This is a genomic window from Bradyrhizobium sp. SZCCHNR2028, from assembly GCF_032380995.1.
In the GTDB taxonomy this organism is placed as follows: Bacteria; Pseudomonadota; Alphaproteobacteria; order Rhizobiales; family Xanthobacteraceae; genus Bradyrhizobium.
This window is the reverse complement of the sequence record NZ_JAUHJF010000010.1, coordinates 92,725-108,403: the sequence shown is the minus strand read 5'-3', so window position 1 is coordinate 108,403 and position 15,679 is coordinate 92,725. Positions and strand designations below refer to the sequence as shown.

Sequence of the window (15,679 nt, the reverse complement as noted above, 5' to 3'; positions counted from 1 at the left end):
CGTTTAGAGAGGTATCGGCGTCTCGCTGCATGCTTGATGCACGGTAAAAATTTACTCCACGTGGTATGCGCAGCTAACAGCGAACAGAAGTTGAATTCTCAGCCCGAGGTTCTCGCGCGCGCACGTTCTTCGGTGACTGGCGCGACCTCCACCGTCGCGTTGCCGAGCGCGCGGTCGCGCTCGAATACGAGACGGACGCGCTGCCCGACCGGTGTGAGGCCGATCAGGTTGCGAACCTGCGTGGCGCTGCGCACCGGCATGTCGTTCGCCTTCACGATGATGTCACCCTTGCGCAGTCCCGCGCGTTCGGCCGGCGAGCCCACGGTGACGTCGGCGACGCGCGCGCCCTGAATCCGGCCATCGGCCGGCGCATCCAGGTCGAGCAGGGTTACGCCGATACGCCCGCGGTCAACGCGCCCGTTGGCGACCAGTTGCTCCATCACCCGCCGCGCCATGTTGATGGGCACGGCGAAACCGATGCCGACATTGCCGCCGCCCGGCGAGATGATCGCCGTGTTGATGCCGACCAGCTCGCCGCGCAGATTGATCAGCGCGCCGCCGGAATTTCCGGGATTGATCGCCGCGTCGGTCTGGATGAAGTCCTCGTAGCCCTGCTTGCCGAGGCCGGTTCGCCCGAGCGCGCTCACGAGACCCGAGGTGACGGTCTGGCCAAGGCCGAACGGGTTGCCGACGGCGATCACGAAGTCGCCGACCTCGAGCGCATCACTGTCGCCAAGCGAGATGACCTTGAGGTCGATGGGGTCCCTGATCTGCAGCAGCGCGATATCGGTGGCGGGATCGCGCCCGACCAGGCGGGCGGCGAATTTGCGGCCGTCCTTGGTGCGGATCTGCGCTGTCGTGACGTGCTCGACGACGTGATTGGCGGTCATGACGTAGCCGCGCTGCGCATCGACGATGACGCCCGAGCCGGTGGCGCTGATCTGCTTCTCGACCTGCTTGGGGACGTCGAAGAACTCGCGAAACAGCGGGTCCTGGTAGAGTGGGTTGTCCTGGCGGACCTTGCCTTCGACCGAGATGTTGACGACGGCCGGCGTCACCTCCTTCACCAGCGGCGCGAGCGTCGGCACCCGGCCGAGCTTGAGATCGGGAATTTGGGCCAGGGTGGGCCCGGTCATCAGGCAAAACAGGATGGCAGGCGCCAGGACGGCCCGAAGAGAAGGCGGAAGCTGCATCGTGATCCCCAACAAGCGCGATCAGGTTCTTTTGGCGACGACAGAGCTGGGAAAGCAGCCGGCCCGGTTCAAGAGCCGCACTGGCAATCGTTCCCCGAGAGTGCCAAAAAATTTACGTGACCCTCTTGAACGAAAAGTTCGGCTTTCCTAGGTCGTTGCTCGCTCGGGGGCCGGATGGGACCCGAGGCTTATGACATCGCTGATCTGTAAAGGAGGATGTGCATGCATTTCCGTCCATTGCACGACCGCGTGCTCGTGCGCCGCATCGATGCCGAGGAGAAGACCAAGGGCGGCATCATCATTCCCGACACCGCCAAGGAGAAGCCGCAGGAGGGCGAGATCGTTGCCGCGGGTCCTGGCGCGCGGAATGAGCAGGGGCAGCAGGTCGCCCTCGACGTCAAGCCCGGCGACCGGGTGCTGTTCGGCAAGCCGCGCCATCGATGGACTTCTGATCGCACGAATCCGGGCGGACTGGTCGCAGCCCGGCCCCGGCTGCGCGAAAGAAATACCTACAAACAACTCATCGCTGCCGCGGCCGGTCGTGGATCGGCCACAACGCGCAGCTATCAATCAGGTTGACGACCGCAATCGGTCCAGAACCGGCCACAATTGCCATGCGGCTGGACTGTGAATGGATCGACGGTTCACGGGAGGTGTGGTTGAGCGCTGTCGCGCCGCCCGGTCTCATCAGCAGCGCAGCGCGAGCTCGCAGGCCCGATCATGCCAGCCTGGCAATACGATCATCCGCCGCCCAACCCGACCTCCGTCATGAGCATGGGCGATCCCCGTCGCTTGACGCGGTTTTTGATCGAGAGCGAGCAGCGCGTGGTGGCGCACTGCCAGGCCGTGTTGTCGCGTGGCGACATCGATCAGCGCGAGCGCGACCGGCTGGTCAGCGTGCTCCGAGAGGCGACGATGCGGCTGCAACGGCTGTCTGCCGTGGCCGCCTGATGGGTGTTGCGCTGCGATAGAGGCTGCGACAAAAAATTCGATTTTCCCTCTTGAAACGGATATCGGCTGTTCTAATTCGTCTGCTGCCGCTTCGGCGGCGCCGGGTGCCGTAAGGGCCCGGTCGATATCTGGGCGCTGACCGGTCGTCTGGTACTCAGAAGTTTCTGGGACTTTGAAGTCTGCATCGGCTCGGCGCTCCTTCGTATCCATCTTGCTCTTAGGAGGACTTGGCTATGAGGACCTACGACTTCTCTCCGCTGTGGCGTTCGACCATCGGCTTCGACCGTCTGTTCGACCTGCTCGACGAGACCCAGCGCGCGGTCGAGGACAACTATCCCCCGTACAACATCGAGCGGCTCGGCGACGACCGCTACCAGATTTCGCTGGCGCTGGCTGGCTTCGCCCCGGACGAGCTGTCCATCACCGCCGAGCACAACGTGCTCACGGTGGAAGGGCGCAAGGCCGACAAGGAGACCCGCGAATATCTCTATCAGGGCATCTCGTCGCGTCCCTTCAAGCGGCAGTTCAATCTCGCCGACTACGTGCAGGTGACCAACGCGGCGTTCGACAACGGCCTGCTGCGGACCGAGCTGGTACGCGAGATCCCCGAGGCGATGAAGCCCCGCCGCATTGCCATCGGCACGGCGCCGGTCGAGAAGATCGCGCAGCAGAAGGCGGCCTGACGCCTTGTTCGAGCTACGGCGCGGGCGGCGTGTCGCCCGCGCCGTTGCAGCATCTGTCTCTGGTGAAAGGAGTGGAGGAGGAGAGGCGCCATGAGCGAGCACCGTTTTTCGATCACCCCCGGCAGTGCCGGATTCCATCCGGTCTCACACTACGAGTCGCCGGCAGACCTGCTGAATGACCGCAAGCTGTCACTGGCCGAGAAGCGGCTGATCCTGTCGTCCTGGGCGTCGGACATGTATGCCGTCGAGTCGCAGCCTGGCCTGCGCAAGATTCCCGGCATCTCCAGGCCGCTGCATCTGGCCGACGTGCTCGGTGCGCTGCGTCAGCTCGACCGCGAGGATCAGCCACCGCGCCCGCGCGGCGGGGCCGCCATGCGCATCGTTCCGCCTGTCGATGTCGATGCCGATGGCGCCGCGGCCGACAATCTCCCCGGCGGCCGGATGCGGCCCGCCGCTCGCCTGCGCTTCTCGCGCGAGGCCAATGTGCGGCGCTATCGCAAGCTGCTCGCCACCCGCCTTGCCGAGCACGAGCGGCGCTTCGTCGAGCGCCGGCTGGCCGAGGAACTGCAGCAACTCGACGGTCTGCCTGAGCGGCAGAGCCGGGCGGTGTGCTGCTGACGGACGCATCATCGGACAAATAAAAACGCCGCCCGGAATTGGGCGGCGTTTCATTCCGAAAAGCGTAGAGGATGATGGACTCAGACTAGCCGATCAGCGGGCGACAATCAATTCCGGTAGCCTGGATTGAGGCGATCGAGCCGGCGCAGCAGTGGCGGCCAGACCAGCTGAGTGGAGCGCAGCTCGACGCGATCCTCATTGTCGAACAGCTTCGCGTTCTTGTCGATGACCTCGTCGCGCACCGGATAGGCCGAGGGTCCCAGCGTGCGCGTCCGCACCTGGATCGAGCAGGCGCGCTCAAGGTGATACATCCGCTCGAAGGCGGAGGCCACCGAGCGACCGACCGTCAGCGTGCCGTGATTGCGCAGCAGCATGTGGTTCCTGGTGCCGAGGTCGCGCTGCAGCCGCGGCCGCTCGTCATGGTCCAGCGCCACGCCCTCGTAGTCGTGGTAGGCGAGGTCGTGGGTGACGTATTGCGCGATCTGGTTCAGCGGCAGCAGGCCGTCGGCGCAGCTCGACACCGCGACGCCGTCCAGCGTGTGCAGATGGATCACGCAGCCGGCATCCTCGCGCACCTCGTGGATCGCCGAATGGATGGTGAAGCCGGCGGGATTGATGCTGTACTCGCTCTCGGACAGCTGGTTGCCGTAGAGGTCGACCTTGATCAGGCTGGAGGCGGTGATCTCCTCGAACAGCAGGCCGTAGGGGTTGATCAGGAAGTGATGCTCGGGGCCGGGCACGCGGGCCGAGATGTGAGTGTCCACCAGGTCGTCCCAGCCGAACAGCGCCACCAAGCGGTAGGCGGCGGCGAGATTGACCCGCTGCGACCATTCGGCCTCGGTCATGTTCGACGGCACTTCCTTGAGGCGCGCTTCGGCTGGCGACATGGCATTCTCCGATTTCCAGGGTTGACCGGAGCCTAGGCGGCACGCCGCCGTGCGGCAAGGCGCGGGGCAGGGCAGCAGTCATGTCGTTTGGCTGAGCCGACGCCTCAGGGCGCCGGGATCGACAGCAGGCTGGAAATGCTACGGCCGCGGATGTCGTAGACCCGGGCGAACACGACGTCGTCGCGCTTGATCTCGACCATGACAGGGGCAGTCAGTCCCTTGCAGTAGAACTCGCCGAGCGTCATGGCGAAGTCGGCCGCATGGCTGTCCCAGCCGATCGTGAAATCGGGGCCGAGCGCGACCTGGGCGGGACGCTGCGGGCCGCACACCGCGACCTTCCATTTGTGCCCGATCGGCGGCACCTCCTGGCGCTCGTCGAGCTGCTCCTTCAGCCCGTCGGAGGCCTGCTTCAACGCCAGCCCCCAATAGTCGAGCATGAAGCGGGTGTCGGCCTCGCGCACGGTGCCGGCGATGAAGTTGAAGTGGGTGTACTGATAGGGATGCAGCCGGATCATCTCGGCCAGCGGCAGCAGCAGGCCGAAGCAGAAGGCGGCGATCGCCACCGGCTGCCAGCTGCGGCGCTCGTCGGCGTTGAGCCACGACAGCAACCACGAGAAGGCGATGCCGCCGAGCAGCGCCATCGGCGGGATCACGAACACGAAGTGGCGGATGCCGTTGTAGAGCGCCGGGCGTTTGACGATCGCGATCAGGATCGGCAGCGTCGCCGCCAGCGTCAGCATCAACAGGATGCTCTTCTGGCGTGCCGGCACGTCGGGCCGCGACAGCGACATGATGGAGGCCACGACGCCGGCGACGAACAGCGCAATCATCAATTCAGGCAGCTGCAGCGCGAACAGCGTCGGCAGGTACGACCAAGGCATGTCCGGCACTGAGACCAGCGCACCGTCGAACATCTCCTTCCACGGCTTCTCGAAGAAGTGCGAGAAGTAGGTCAGGGCCCGGAACGGGTTGGCCGGCTCGATGATCGACCAGGGCCAGATCAGTCCCATGATCAGGTAGCCCAGGATCAGGCCGGGGATCAGCACATAGAGCACGTGGGCGAAGCGGCGGATCGCCTCGCGCGGCCCTTGCGTGCGGTATTCCTCCATGAACAGCGGCAGGAAGCCGACCATCGCATAGACGACAGCCATGCCGCCCAGGATGCGCGAGCCGATCGCAAAGCCGGCCCCCAGGCCCAGGATCAGGATGGTGCGCGGCGAGGGGTAGGGATACTCATCGGCGAGGCGGACCAGGCCCATCAGCAGCACCACCATCGCCACCGCGAAGGGCGCATCCTTCGGGTTCATGAACATGTGGCCGTAGAAGATCGGGCAGAGCGCCAGCAGCAGCAGGGCGGCAAGGCCGGCCACCGGGCCGCCGATGCGGCGCGCCAGGCGCCAGGTCACGGCAAGGCCGATCAGCCCGACGATGGCGCCGACCAGCCGGCGGGTCTCGAACAGCTCCAGCGGCAGGATCTTGTGCAGCAGGGCTGCAACCATGTCGAAGCCGCCGCCGTACATATAAAGGTTGGCGAACGACAGCGCCGCCTGATCCCTGAAACCGGAACCGTACATGCGCAGCAACAGATCGGCATATTCGGCATGGGTGTAATCATCCCAGCCGAGGCCGTAATCCCGGAATGTGAGCCCGGCCACCACCGCGACCGCGGCAAGCGCGAACATGGCAAGATCGTCATACGTCCGCTCAAGGGACCGCCGCGTCGGCGTCTCGAGGACCGAAGTGGTTATCGTTGTCATGGCTGAGTGTAACCCGGCGTCCCCTGGCGACCCCGCTTCCGCGTTTCAGGCCTGTGTTCCCCGCCTCCGTATAGCGCGTCCCGGCTTCCGAGGTGTCGGAATTATGGGAAGGCATGCTTCTCGCAGCGCAGCGGGGACCCGAATTTCGGCTGCTGAGCGCCATATTGGCACAGTCAAATGAACGCCCGCTGAACCACGGGGGCCGGAAGAACCCGGGAGGAACCTCAATGAATGCCGAGGGTTGGCCGATGTATATTGTGGCGGCATCATGACGATGGCTGCACGGCGGACGAGAACTTCAGCAGGATTGGCCGAACTTCCGCTGCAAATTGTCGCGGATTTGGACTAGAAACCGGATTCAAGGACGCGGGCAACCGCAACTATCTAATGTGATTTCGGTCGGGACACCGTCCGGAACCGGCGCATTAGGGGATGAGTTCGATGATGAGTGCAATGTTGGCCGCCGGGGCCCTCGCCGTGTTGGCCGGGCTCGGGGCGATCGCCTGGGGAATTCCAGTCAAGGAGTTCAGCGTCGGTAACACGCTGATCCTGTCGGGGACCCTTGGCGTCTGCAGTGGGCTGATCCTGTTCGGACTGTCGGCCGTCCTGAGCGAGCTGAAGATGATCTCGAGTCGGCTGCGGTCGCGTCCGGGCGCTGAGGCTGAGTCCGAACCCAGGCCTCTTCAGCTCCCGCTCGCCGCCGGCAAGACCGACTTCGAGACCGCCCCGGTGCCGCCGACGGAGGACGTCTGGCGCGAGGGCGGCTCGCCACGTCCGCGTCCCCGCATGCCGGACCTGTCGTCTCCCTTGTCCTCGGGGGTGTCGTCGTCGCCACTGTCCTCGTCTCCCTTGTCGGCCTCGCTGCGCGAGTCGAAGCCGGCCTCGGATGAGCCGCCGGCCGAACCCGCCGAGCGGCCCAAGCGCAACCTGCTGTTTGCGTCTTCGTCGCGCCGCGAGCGGGAGCGCGCCGAGAAGCGCGGCGCCGAGCCGCCGCCGACGGATTTCCGGTCTCCGCCCCTCAGCGACCCGCCGCCCGTGCCGCTGGACGAGCCCGCCGCAACCGAATCGGATTCGTCGTTCGACAATGGCTGGTCGCGACCGGAGCGGACGCGGACGCCGGAGCCCCTGCGCCCGCCCTTCCCGCGGCGCCTGGCGCGGGCCGCACCGGCTTTCGTCGAGCCCGAGCCAACCCCGCCGCCGCCCGAGCCGAAGGACCTGGACGCGCCGGCCGTCAGCATCGTCAAGTCGGGCGTGGTGGATGGGATGGCCTATTCGCTCTATTCCGACGGGTCGATCGAGGCGCAGATGCCCGAAGGGATGATGCGCTTCGCGTCGATCGACGAGCTGCGCACCCATCTCGAAGGCCGCTCCTGACGGGCCAGACCACACGGTCAGGTTGAGCGCGTCTGGAATGTGGTACACAGTACTTGGCAGGTGACAGACTTCTCAAGAAGAAGTCCTCACTATCTTGTCATTTTGCCAGTCAATTGCCCATATTGCTTGTAGAATCGCGAGACAACGCTGTCACTCGGCGTGAGTGATACTTGCGATCGAGGGATACTTTGCGATCGACGGTCACAGGGCGGAGCGGGATGAGGGTTCGATGACCGAAGCGGCCGGCAAGAGCTTTATCGATCTGACGGCCGACATCGTGTCGGCCTATCTCAGCAACAACCCGACCCCGGCGGCGGAGATTCCCTCGCTGATCAGCCAGGTGCATGCCGCGTTGACCCGGGTCGCGGCGGGACGAAGCGAGCCCGCGCCGGAGCCGGCGCGGCCGGCGGTGCCGGTCAAGAAATCGATCCACCCGGACTATCTGGTCTGTCTCGAGGACGGCAAGCGCTTCAAGTCCCTGCGGCGGCATCTGCGCACGCAGTACAACATGACGCCGGAACAATACCGCGACAAATGGAACCTGCCGCCGGACTACCCGATGGTGGCGCCCAACTATGCGGTCACCCGGTCGCAGCTCGCCAAGAAGATGGGCCTGGGCCAGCAGCGGCCCGAGCGGGAGAAGTAGCCGAACCGATCAGGACGCCGTGGCGAGCGCTTCGCGGGCGTCGGCACGGATGCGCTCGACCATCGAGCGCAGGCCGTTGGAGCGCTGCGGCGTCAGGTGCTCGCGGAACCCGAGCTCGTCGAACACGGCGGGCGCATCGATGGTCATGATCTCCTGCGGCGTCCGCCCAGAATACAGCGTGAGCAGAATTGCGATCAGACCGCGAACGATATGGGCGTCGCTGTCGCCGAGATAGTTCAGCACCGGCACGGCGCTGCTGCGATCGACGTGCTTCGACAACCAGACCTGGCTGGCGCAGCCCTGCACCTTGTTCGCGGCGGAGTGCTCGTCCTCCGGCATCGGCGCCAAGGTGCGGCCGAGCTCGATCACGTAGCGGTAGCGGTCGTCCCAGTCGTCGAGCAGGGCGAAATTGTCGCGGATGTCGTCGATCGTCATGATGCTCTTCGGTCCCGATATCGGCCTTCATATAGGCGTTCGGGACGGCGAAAGCGACAGTCGGTTCCGCCGGTTCAGGGCGTCGGCGGCAGTTGCCATTCGGCGGCGAGATCGTCGGCCGAGAGCGTGTCGGCCGGCGCGTCGCCCGGCGGAACCTCCTCGACCACGGGGGCGTCGATCGAGCCGGTGTGATCGTTGCCGCGCTTGTCGAGACTGGCCGGTTTCACCGGGCCGATGAACTTGTCGGCGCCGGCCGGCTTCTCCGCGGCATCGGCCTTGTCGGTGATGATCTGGTAGATCTTGCGCGCGCCTTCCTGGGCGCGGTGGCCGATGACGGTCGCAGCCTGGCCGCCGACCTCGCAGGCCTGCGGCTGCCGCTTGCAGAACTGGCTCATGTCGGAGACGGCGGCGGTCGCAGCTTGCACGGCTTCGTGCGCATTGATCTGCGGCAGCTTGTCGGCGTCTTGGCTCTTCTCGCGCGGCAGCAGCACCAGCACGAGCCCGAGCCAGAATGCCATCCGAAGCAGAAAGAACATCACGCAACCCCGACCGTGCTGCTGATCTCGCGTGCTCAAATCGCGCAACCGGGATCGCAGCTGATTGTTCTATGTCGCGACTGCTTGCATTGGGCTTAATTGGTTGAGATTTCGCGAAGCCGGAGGCCGGATTTTCTTCGGAGTAAATTTTTCATTGGCGCGGGCCGCATGCGCCGCGCAACCGGCTGTAGATCGCACAGCTTTCGCAACCGCAGGCCCGGCCGGAAACGATGCATTCACCATCCCGGCCGAATGGCGGGCTTACCGCAGTCTGGCCCTTAGCGTTCGCTTAATGCGAGTCTGACACGGTGACTTCCGACGACAGGGGGCGTCCCGGCGCGTTCTCTTTGTGAGAACGACCGACAGGCCGAGGCGCGAGAGCCGTGAGTGTGTTGAGTATCATCCGCGATTGTCTCGATGCGTTATTGCATCCATCGGCTCGAACTGATGCGATGACGCGCGCGCGTCACCGCGCCTTCATCGCGCCGCGCCTGCTGGGCAGCCTCGCCGTCTTCGCTGTGTTTCCTGCCTATCTCGCGATGCGCGGCGCGCCGAGCGCGCTCGAGGTCGGCGCGCTGTCGTGGCTGATCGCGCCCATCCTGCTGTCCTGGTATCTGTCGCGCACCGGCCGCTACGAGAGCGCCTGCGCGCTGTCGTCGCTGGCGTTGTCGGCGTTGATCATGGCGGTCTCGATCGAGACCGGCGGCATCGAATCCTTTGCTGCGGTGTGGCTGATCGTCGTTCCCCTGGAAGCCTCGTTCTCGGCCTCGCGCCGCGTCGTCGTGTTCTCCGCGGGGCTCGCGCTGTGCTGCGCGCTGCTGCTCATCCTCATCGGTCATTTCGGCTGGCTGCCGAAGCCCGAGACCACCCCCGCCTTGCGCACCGTGCTGCTCGCCTTCGGCGTCGCCTCCGCGACGCTCTATGCGGCCGTGCTCGCCTTTGCCGCCGACACGCTCGCGCGCACCAGCGTGACGCTGCTGTCGATGGAGGAGGAGCGCTATCGCCTGCTCGCGCGCAACATGAGCGACGTGATCTCCCGTCATCGCCGCAACGGCGCTGTCATGTTCATCTCGCCCGCGGTCGAGACGCTGCTCGGCGCGCCGGTCGCGCAGTTGCACGGCCATGGCCTGTTCGAACGCGTCCATGTTGTCGACCGGCCGGCCTATCTCACGGCGCTGTCGGAGGCGGCAGGCGGCAGCGAAGCCTCGAGCGTCGAGTTCCGCCTGCGCCGCGATGCGCCGGGCGAGGGGCGCGGCTTTCAGCATCCGGTCGATTTTATCTGGGTCGAAATGCGTTGCCGCCCGCTCGACCGCATCGGCGTGGCGCCGGGCGGATCGGAGCAGGAGGTGGTCGCGGTCATGCGCGACGTCACCGACCGCAAGCTGCAGGAGCAGGCGCTCGAATTGGCGCGCAGCGCCGCCGAGCGCGCCGACGCCGCGAAGACGCGATTCCTCGCCACCATGAGCCACGAGCTGCGCACGCCCTTGAACGCCATCATCGGCTTCTCGGAGATGCTGATGCAGGAGCAAATGCTGGTGCTGAACGCCGCGCGGCGTCGCGAATATGCGCAGCTCATCAACGATTCCGGCCAGCATCTGCTGTCGGTCGTGAACGGCATCCTCGACATGTCGAAGATGGAGTCCGGCAATTTCGAGCTGACGCCGGAGCCGTTCGCGCCGCGCGCGGCGCTGATCAATTGCTGCAACCTGCTGGCGCTGCGGGCGCGCGAGAACGGTGTCGATCTGTCGGCCGACGTGCCGCAGGATCTGCCGATGGTCACCGGTGATCCGCGCGCCTTCAAGCAGATCGTGCTCAACCTCGTCTCCAATGCCATCAAGTTCACCGAGCGCGGCGGCCGTGTCACGGTCTCTGCCGGCGTCGACGGCGCGCGCCTGCTGCTGCGAATCACCGACACCGGCGTCGGCATCGCCGCCGATGATCTCAAGCGCATCGGCGATCCGTTCTTCCAGGCCGGCAAGACCTACCAGCGCCGTCACGAGGGAACCGGCCTCGGTCTGTCGATCGTCAAGAGCCTCGTGAACTTGCACGGCGGCGAAATGTCGATAGAAAGCAAGATCGACGAGGGGACCACGGTCACGATCGCGCTGCCGATCAACTTCGTGGCCGAGGCGACCGCGGGCGCCACCATCACGCCGCTGTCGCCCTCGCGCTCCGCCCTGCCAGGGCAGGTCATGCAGGTGAAGAAGAGTGCCTAGACGAGCTGCAGAGGATGATCCGGCGCCGCCGCGCCGTCGCAAGCGCGCTGCCGCGGCTGCGGCCGTCGTCGACGTGGCGGACGAGCGCGGCTGGCTGCTGCGGGCCATGCTCTACAGCCCCAAGGATCTGTTTGCGGGCCTGCTGGCCTGCGCGGCCGGCAGCGCCATCATCGTCAATGCCGTGTTCCTGCAATCCGGACCGCATCCGGCGCCGATGTTCGGGTCCATCGTGACCGTTCCGCCCAATCTGACGAGCTCCAATCCGCTGCCGCGGCCCCGGCCGATGGACATCTCGCCGTTGGATCCGAAGGTGATCGAGACGCGGCCCGCTGAAACCAGGGCGGCGGAGCAGAGGGCGGTTGAGCAGCGCGCCACCGAGGCGCGTCCGGATCAGAAATATGCCGATCCGCTGGCCGATCTCGTCCGCTCGGTCAGCGGCGGTCAGGGCAACGTGCCGCGTCCGCAGCCGACGCAGCAGGGCGGCAATGTCCGCCGTGTCGCCGCGGTCCAGCGTGCGCTGACCGAATACGGCTATGGCCAGTTGAAGCCGACGGGAATGGTCGGCTCCGACACCCAGGCCGCGATCCAGAAGTTCGAGCGCGAGCGCAAGCTGCCGGTGACGGGCCAGGTGTCGGACCGCCTGGTGCGCGAGCTTGCGATTGTCATAGGTCACCCGATCGAATAGAGCAGGGGCGGCTGCGACTTGCAGCGCGCTTGCACCTGCATCGAACCATCATGCGATTGAAGAGCAGCATCTGGGTGAGCGCCTATCTGCGGCGTTGCCAGTCGGCCGGCGCGTTCAGCGCGATCCGCCACCGTGGCGCCGAGGAAGCCGGCGCGGTGTTCGTCAAGGTCGCGCTGATGGACGGCACGGCCCAGCTCTATGTTCCCGCGCCGCAGACCGTCTATGACGACAGCCGGCCGATCGACCGCTTCTTCGTACCGATATCGCCGCAGCCGATCGAGGAAGCGCAGATCGAGGAACGCCTGGTCAAGGAGCTGCGCTTCGATCCCGACGCCTGGATCATCGAGACCGAGGACAGGCAGGGCCGTCATTTTCTCGATCTCGTGCGCGAGCGTCCCTGATCATCGCCAAGATTCGGGACAGCGATCGCGCGTCATCGCTTGAAGCCGTCGGTCCCCGTGCGCACGATCGGCCGCGTCGCGGTGCCGGCCCGCGCCGTGCTGCCACGGACGTGCTGACGTTCGTCGTCATAGAGCGCCGTGCGATGCTTGGCCCTGATCGCGGCCATCCCGGAGCCGCGCCAGGCCGCCAGCATGATCAGCGCCGCGCGCTCGCTGAGGCGCTCGTAGAAGCGTGACAGCCGAAACACGGTCTGGACCGACTGGCCCATCTCCGGCTTGAGGAACAGCAGCACGCGCTCGAACACCGGCGCCGGCATGCCGAGCGCCTTTGCGGCGCAGGCCAGCGGCTCGCCGTTCGGGTCGTTGACGACCTCGTGGGTCATGCGTGAGGGCAGGATCAGGCTCTCGCCGAGCTCGATCGTGAACGTCTCGACGTCGGCGTTGAAGGCGGCCATCTCGAGCGCCTCGATCGCATGCACCGCGCGGTGCAACGGCGTCGGCGCGGCGGGTCTTAGCGGCGTGGTGGCGAGGTTCTGCAGGATGGCGATGCGTTCGTGCGAGGCGGCGCGCATGAACATCTCGCTGAGCTCGGCGGCATCCTTCGGCTGCATCGACAATCCAGACGCCGCGTCGTCGCGCGGCGGGATCGGAGACGACGCGCGAAGCGATGCGGGAATGGGGCCGGCGAGCGGCGGCGTCGGCTCGCTCTGCGCCGGGCGCAAGCCCAGCTTGTTCAAAATCTCGATCGGCGTCGCCGGATAGATCGCCAGCCGCGCTCGAACCGCCGCACGGGTCGCATCATCGACGTCGTCGACCAGACGGGAGGCCAATTCGACGAACTGCCGCTCCTCGTCGGCGGAATGCGCGCTCGCCTGGACATAGAGGTCGGTCAGGACGCGCAGCAGAGTGGGCTTGATGTCCACGCCCTCGCGGCGCGAGAGCGTGAGCAACCCGTCGAAGCCGGGGAACAGCGATGATCTTGTCATGTCGGGGTACGCAACTTCGGCAATCGTTGCGCCGATTAGAGCGGAGTTGTTTTAATGCGGCGTTAAGGAAAACAATCGGTGAAGATGGGCCGAAATGACCCGGTGAGACAAAGGCGCAACGCTGGCTTGCCTTCTCTCCCGCCGGTGCACGCGATCCGTGTCGGGCGGCCCGCGCATTAATATCCTCTTAACCACGTCCTGATCTTAATCGATCCGTTCGATGATCTCGCCTTGGCCGCGTCACGCGGCCAGCCTGATCTTCGCCGCGCCGAATGCCAACGTGCAGCTTCATGCGCCGGCATTCGTGATCGTCAGTTCTGCGTGCCCTCTTGCCTGCGAAGTTCGGGCGACGGGGAGTTTTCAGGGGGTCAGAACTTCGGGCACGAAAGAGAGTCAACATGGCGACCATCATTGAATTCCCGGCGGACGTTGCGCGTCGCGCGCGGCCTGCCGTGACCGGCGCGCCGCAGGAGGGCATGGGAACGATCCTGATTCTTCCCGTCGTTCGGATCGAGCGCGAGACCCCGACCGACGACCGCGGGCCCCGCGAGGGCACAGCGCCAAGCCGCCGCCGCCGTCGCCGCTGACAGGTCGGGGGAAACGGGAATGCCGGCCATCGTGAATCCGGCCCGGCGCGCGCTGCCGGTCCTCGCACTCGTTCTCGTCGGCGGACTGCTCGGCGCCTGCAGCGGCGGCGATTTCGGTCGCACCCGCGCCGACATGCGCAATGACGACATGCACAAATGGATCGGGGCGGAAGCCACCGCCAGCGTCGGCGTCAACCCATCGCAATTCCAACTGACCGACAACGAGCGCCAGCTGCGCGATCTCGCTTATCCGCTGATCGAGCCGCCGCATTCGCGCCCTGCCTGGAAGAGCGTGTTCGGCGACTATCAGCCGTCGGCCTCGCCCTGGCGCCAGAAGGTCGTGTTCGACCGCACCGCCTATGGCCGCGCCCTGATCGACGAGCCGCACCGCTCGCACGCCTCGCGCTACGCCCAGTTGATCGACGACGTGCGCGACGACATCACCCGCTTCGAGCCGTTCTTCGCATCGGCCATCCGCGTCATCGATCTCGACCGCAAGCGCGATGCCAGCATGAGATACATGACCGAGCTCTCGCCGCGCGAGAAGGCCGATGCGGTCGCGCGCATGCAGGAGAACTCGCTGATCGTGCAATGGGTGCAGATCAGCCTGGAGCAGCGCGTCTCGTCCTACCGCTGGGCCTTGGAGCGCCTGGTGCTCCAGGCTCCCGACGGATTGGCCGCCGACGCCGATCGCCTGATCCATGAACTGGCGGCTCAGACCGCCAATCCGCCGGTCGCGGCGCGGCCCCTGATCGAACGGCCGCTGACGACGCGGGGCTAGCCCGGCACGACCTTGCTCCGGCGCCGGCCTCGCTTGGCCGGTGCTCCCTTTTGCCGCCCTGCTGTCGCACGGAGCTTCTGCGGCGCTGCCGCGCGCAGCGTTGCGATCAGGATCTTCAGCGCCTCGGATGGGGCGCGCGAGGCGGAGTAGGCGAGGCCGACCTGGCGCTTCAACGTCATCTCGATCTCGCGGACCGCAACGTCGCTTCGGCCGTGCACGACGCCTTCGGGAACGATCGCGACGCCGACGCCGGCGGCGACCAGCGCCAGGGCCCAATCCTCGGTTTCGGCGATGGCGGCGATCTCGCGCGGCCCGCCGCTGCGTCGCGCCAGCGCGCTGTGCTCGCAATGGCAGCGGTCGATCATGGCGACGTCGGCGAGGTCGGCCGCGCGCAAGCGCGGCTTCAGCGTGAGCGGATGCGCGAGCGGGAGCGCCGCGACATAGCGCTCTCTCCACAGCGGCAGGAAATGCTCGCCGTCGCCGACCAGGCTTTTTGAGACGATGCGTCCGTCGGCCCGCTCGGTCGGACCGACGATGTGAAGCCTGAGATCCTCGCGCGCCGTGAGCGGCTTGAGCAGCGCGGTCACGCGGCGTCCGTCAAGGGTGCGCATGAGCCCGAGCTTGAGCGCCTGCTTCGGCGCGCCGTGCCGGAACAGGTTGCGGGCGGCATCGGCCTCGCCGACGATCCGGCGGGCGATCGGCTGCAGGCGTTCGGCCGCCTCCAGCGGCACGACACCCTTGCGGTGGCGGAGGAACAGTTCGGTGCCGAGCTCGGCCTCGAGATTGGCGATCGCCAGCGAAATCGATGGCTGCGAGACGAAGCAGCGCGCCGCGGCCCTGGTCAGGCTGCGTTCCTCGAACACGGCGGAGAAATAGCGGAGCTCGCGGATATCCATAGGAGCTGCCTATGATGCGTATCACTGATCAATATTTTACTTATCTC

The 15,679-nt window shown here is 66.2% G+C and carries 17 protein-coding genes and 1 pseudogene; 11 read left to right on the top strand and 7 right to left on the bottom strand.

The annotated features are described in order from the left end of the window. Positions 1-98: 98 nt before the first annotated feature. Entirely contained in the window at positions 99-1,193 is a 1,095-nt protein-coding gene (locus tag QX121_RS17755) for a trypsin-like peptidase domain-containing protein (protein WP_315812621.1), read from the bottom strand. A gap of 222 nt (positions 1,194-1,415) precedes the next feature. Between QX121_RS17755 and QX121_RS17750 the strand changes: the two are divergent. The 4 genes and pseudogenes from QX121_RS17750 to QX121_RS17735 all read left to right on the top strand — a co-directional run. Next, a pseudogene (locus tag QX121_RS17750) lies at positions 1,416-1,622 on the top strand (co-chaperone GroES); the annotation flags it as partial. 291 nt (positions 1,623-1,913) lie between these two features. Continuing rightward, a complete protein-coding gene (locus QX121_RS17745; RefSeq protein ID WP_315716108.1) occupies positions 1,914-2,144 on the top strand; it encodes a hypothetical protein in 231 nt (76 codons plus the stop codon). Between the two features lie 233 nt (positions 2,145-2,377). Next, positions 2,378-2,827, top strand: a complete 450-nt coding sequence (locus QX121_RS17740; RefSeq protein ID WP_315812620.1) for an Hsp20 family protein — start codon at positions 2,378-2,380, stop codon at positions 2,825-2,827. A gap of 90 nt (positions 2,828-2,917) precedes the next feature. Continuing rightward, positions 2,918-3,445, top strand: a complete 528-nt coding sequence (locus QX121_RS17735; RefSeq protein WP_315785116.1) for a hypothetical protein — start codon at positions 2,918-2,920, stop codon at positions 3,443-3,445. A 107-nt stretch (positions 3,446-3,552) separates the two neighbouring features. Here QX121_RS17735 and QX121_RS17730 read toward each other — a convergent pair whose 3' ends face one another. Together QX121_RS17730 and QX121_RS17725 are read right to left on the bottom strand one after the other, a co-directional pair. Further along, positions 3,553-4,332 carry a class II aldolase/adducin family protein gene (locus QX121_RS17730; RefSeq protein WP_315785119.1) on the bottom strand — a complete coding sequence of 260 codons (780 nt, stop codon included), beginning with the start codon at positions 4,330-4,332 and terminating at the stop codon, positions 3,553-3,555. Between the two features lie 104 nt (positions 4,333-4,436). Then, positions 4,437-6,089: a glycosyltransferase family 39 protein gene (locus QX121_RS17725; protein ID WP_315785123.1), complete on the bottom strand. Its 1,653-nt coding sequence runs from the start codon at positions 6,087-6,089 to the stop codon at positions 4,437-4,439. 441 nt (positions 6,090-6,530) lie between these two features. On the opposite strand from QX121_RS17725, the gene QX121_RS17720 reads away from it, so the two are divergent. Beyond that, on the top strand, positions 6,531-7,463 hold the full coding sequence (locus QX121_RS17720) for a hypothetical protein (protein ID WP_315739866.1): 933 nt from the start codon (positions 6,531-6,533) through the stop codon (positions 7,461-7,463). Between the two features lie 229 nt (positions 7,464-7,692). Next, positions 7,693-8,109 (top strand): MucR family transcriptional regulator, encoded by a 417-nt coding sequence (locus QX121_RS17715; RefSeq protein ID WP_172112134.1) that lies wholly within the window; start codon positions 7,693-7,695, stop codon positions 8,107-8,109. 9 nt (positions 8,110-8,118) lie between these two features. Here QX121_RS17715 and QX121_RS17710 read toward each other — a convergent pair whose 3' ends face one another. Both QX121_RS17710 and QX121_RS17705 read right to left on the bottom strand, forming a co-directional pair. Next, complete coding sequence (locus QX121_RS17710; protein ID WP_315739864.1) at positions 8,119-8,544, bottom strand: SufE family protein; 426 nt, start codon at positions 8,542-8,544, stop codon at positions 8,119-8,121. Between the two features lie 74 nt (positions 8,545-8,618). Further along, positions 8,619-9,080 (bottom strand): DUF5330 domain-containing protein, encoded by a 462-nt coding sequence (locus QX121_RS17705; protein WP_315785132.1) that lies wholly within the window; start codon positions 9,078-9,080, stop codon positions 8,619-8,621. 452 nt (positions 9,081-9,532) lie between these two features. On the opposite strand from QX121_RS17705, the gene QX121_RS17700 reads away from it, so the two are divergent. From QX121_RS17700 to QX121_RS17690, 3 genes are read left to right on the top strand one after another with little or no spacing between them, the layout of a single operon-like run. Next, complete coding sequence (locus tag QX121_RS17700; protein ID WP_315812619.1) at positions 9,533-11,296, top strand: PAS domain-containing sensor histidine kinase; 1,764 nt, start codon at positions 9,533-9,535, stop codon at positions 11,294-11,296. After that, positions 11,289-11,981: a peptidoglycan-binding domain-containing protein gene (locus tag QX121_RS17695; protein WP_315812618.1), complete on the top strand. Its 693-nt coding sequence runs from the start codon at positions 11,289-11,291 to the stop codon at positions 11,979-11,981. The genes QX121_RS17700 and QX121_RS17695 overlap by 8 nt, the downstream gene beginning before the upstream one ends. Positions 11,982-12,031: 50 nt before the next feature. Beyond that, positions 12,032-12,382 (top strand): DUF1491 family protein, encoded by a 351-nt coding sequence (locus tag QX121_RS17690; RefSeq protein ID WP_315739860.1) that lies wholly within the window; start codon positions 12,032-12,034, stop codon positions 12,380-12,382. Between the two features lie 32 nt (positions 12,383-12,414). Here the strand turns inward: QX121_RS17690 and QX121_RS17685 are convergent, their stop codons facing one another. After that, positions 12,415-13,368 (bottom strand): DUF2336 domain-containing protein, encoded by a 954-nt coding sequence (locus QX121_RS17685; protein WP_315777553.1) that lies wholly within the window; start codon positions 13,366-13,368, stop codon positions 12,415-12,417. 398 nt (positions 13,369-13,766) lie between these two features. Here QX121_RS17685 and QX121_RS17680 point away from each other — a divergent pair, with 398 nt between their 5' ends. After that, complete coding sequence (locus tag QX121_RS17680) at positions 13,767-13,955, top strand: hypothetical protein (protein ID WP_315756485.1); 189 nt, start codon at positions 13,767-13,769, stop codon at positions 13,953-13,955. Positions 13,956-13,974: 19 nt separating this feature from the next. Continuing rightward, the gene (locus QX121_RS17675) at positions 13,975-14,736 is read left to right on the top strand and encodes a hypothetical protein (protein WP_315777555.1); all 762 of its coding nucleotides are present in this window, start codon (positions 13,975-13,977) and stop codon (positions 14,734-14,736) included. On the opposite strand, the gene QX121_RS17670 is transcribed toward QX121_RS17675, so the two are convergent. Continuing rightward, positions 14,733-15,632 (bottom strand): LysR family transcriptional regulator, encoded by a 900-nt coding sequence (locus tag QX121_RS17670; RefSeq protein ID WP_315812617.1) that lies wholly within the window; start codon positions 15,630-15,632, stop codon positions 14,733-14,735. The two genes, QX121_RS17675 and QX121_RS17670, sit on opposite strands and share 4 nt — an antisense overlap. Between the last annotated feature and the right edge of the window lie 47 nt (positions 15,633-15,679).